The organism is Alicyclobacillus vulcanalis (genome assembly GCF_900156755.1).
GTDB classification, from domain to species: Bacteria; Bacillota; Bacilli; order Alicyclobacillales; family Alicyclobacillaceae; genus Alicyclobacillus; species Alicyclobacillus vulcanalis.
Genome location: NZ_FTOO01000028.1, coordinates 1 through 2,070 on the forward strand (window position 1 = coordinate 1; position 2,070 = coordinate 2,070).

Annotated in this window: 2 protein-coding genes and 2 pseudogenes; 2 read left to right on the plus strand and 2 right to left on the minus strand. The window is 56.9% G+C overall.

Annotation, left to right across the window (positions count from 1 at the left end; genetic code table 11):
- A pseudogene (locus BW934_RS14610) lies at positions 1-129 on the plus strand (transposase); the annotation flags it as partial.
- A 78-nt stretch (positions 130-207) separates the two neighbouring features.
- Here BW934_RS14610 and istB read toward each other — a convergent pair.
- The gene (gene istB / locus BW934_RS14615; RefSeq protein WP_076349321.1) at positions 208-1,023 is read right to left on the minus strand and encodes an IS21-like element helper ATPase IstB; all 816 of its coding nucleotides are present in this window, start codon (positions 1,021-1,023) and stop codon (positions 208-210) included.
- A complete protein-coding gene (locus BW934_RS14620; protein WP_456151140.1) occupies positions 1,020-1,943 on the minus strand; it encodes an IS21/IS408/IS1162 family transposase in 924 nt (307 codons plus the stop codon). The genes istB and BW934_RS14620 overlap by 4 nt, the downstream gene beginning before the upstream one ends.
- Here BW934_RS14620 and BW934_RS15610 point away from each other — a divergent pair.
- Positions 1,931-2,070 (plus strand): annotated as a pseudogene (locus BW934_RS15610) ((2Fe-2S)-binding protein); the annotation flags it as partial. The gene BW934_RS14620 and the pseudogene BW934_RS15610 overlap by 13 nt on opposite strands.

Genomic DNA, 2,070 nt, shown 5'->3' on the forward strand with positions numbered 1-2,070 from the left:
GCGGTTTGAGCGGCGTCGACATCGTCGTGTCCGACAGTCACAGCGGACTCGTCAAGGCACTTCAGACCGAATTTCAGGGCTGCACGTGGCAACGGCGCCAGACCCACTTCATGCGCAATCTCTTGGACGCTGTCAACAGCGGGTTAAAACTCCCCAAAAAAAAATCGCGCTCGATTCCCCAAAAACAGCGGATTCGATTCCCCAAAATCATCGCGATTCGTTCCCCACACATACGTTCGCTTCGTCTCTTGTCCCCGAGAATGCGTGCGTAACACCAGCTCGTAGCTTGTCTTTCATCCGGTAACTGTTGCCGCGGATATTCACGGTCGTTGCGTGGTGCAGCAAGCGATAGAGCAACGCGGAGGCTAGGACCTGATCGCCGAAGAGCGTTCCCCAGTTCGTGAAACTCGTGTTGGACGTCATGATCAACGACCTTCGCTCGTACCTTTCCGATACCAGGCGGAAGAAGTTCGCGGCGTCGAGCGCGTCCAGAGGCAAGAAGCCAACCTCATCACAGATCAGAATCTTCGGCTGCGTGTAGACCCGCAGGCGCCTGTCCAGTCGCCCTTCTTGGTAGGCTCGACGCAAATCGCTCACGAGCTTCTGCATCGTGACGAAGTAGACGCTCATCCGCTGGCGAATCGCCTCCATGCCTAGGGCCACCGCGAAATGCATCTTTCCCACTCCCGGCGTCCCCAGGAAGATGACGTTGCCACATTCTTGGACAAACGTCAGCGTTGCGAGCTCTCGGATTTGGCGCTCATCCACAGACGGCTGGAACGAGAAGTCGAAGTCGGCGAGCGTCTTGTGGAACGGAAAGTTCGCCAAGCGCAGCCGAGCCTGCATGGCCCGGCTGTGCCGTTCCTCCTGTTCAGCCTCCAGCAAACGCTGGAGAAATGCGACATAGGTCGCCTCTTGCCCGGCGGCCCACTCCACGCACGCCGGCAAGACGGCAGCAGCTCGCTTCAAGTCCAGGTCCAACAGTTGTTCTTCGACCTGAGCTACTAGTAGCGCTTCGCTCATTGCACATAACCTCCCATCGCGATCTGTTCATAGACCGTAAGTTCGCCCTGCTCCACGTCCGGGTCGACTTGCCATCCCGCTGTCTTACCCCGCGTCGGATTCGCGCTATCTCGAGGGATGTTCTTGTAATGCTCGGGATCCGTGGAGATTTGATGCTTGCCGGACAGCACGCGATGTTCCGCGATCACCTGTACGCCGTATTCGATCTGCAGACGACCCGATTCGAACTCCCGAACCAGGACCGTGTGGCCCACATAGCGCCAGGGAACGGTGTACAAGTTCGTATTCCAGGAAACCCGGCAGTCATTCATCACCTTCCGAAGACCTGCACAAGCCAACACATACGGGGTGGCCGGTAGCGGTTGCAGCTTTTCGGCTTGAAACCCCACGATGGGCTGTTCATGGGTCGTTCCGTGGATGCGGACGTTGGCCACGTGATCGCGCCACCATGCGACCTGTCGGTTCAAATCCTGAACGTCCACAAAGGCAACTGGCCAGAAGCTGTCCCGGATATAGCGAATAGGCCGTTCGACCTTGCCCTTGGTGCGGCTCCGGCGAGGCCGACATGCCTTGGGCACGAATCCGTAGAACTTGGCAAAGTCGAGATAAGCCGGTTGCCAGTCGACATGGCCTTGACCGTCATTGGCGACCACCAAAGGTGAACAGTTGTCGCTGAGCATGACCCTCGGTACCCCACCAAAGAACTCCAGCGCATGGCGCAGAGCCTGAAGGATATGCAGCTGGTCTCCCGCTTTGATAAACTCAACGTAGAGCATGCGGGAGTAGGCGAGTACCATGGCGAAGGCCCAAATCGTTCGTCGCTGACCGTGCGAATCGGAGAGTGTAAAATGAACTGTGTAAACTCCCCGAACCCAGGAGTGGGAGTCTACAAGGGGAGTGAACGTACATGGAACTGATATCCAAGGAGCAAATCCGTCAACTCATTCGAGAAGGCAAGTTGAAGGATATTCACGACGTCCAAAGCATGCTCAAGGATCTTTTCGCGAGCACCGTCCAAGAAATGCTTGAAGCCGAATTGGACACGCA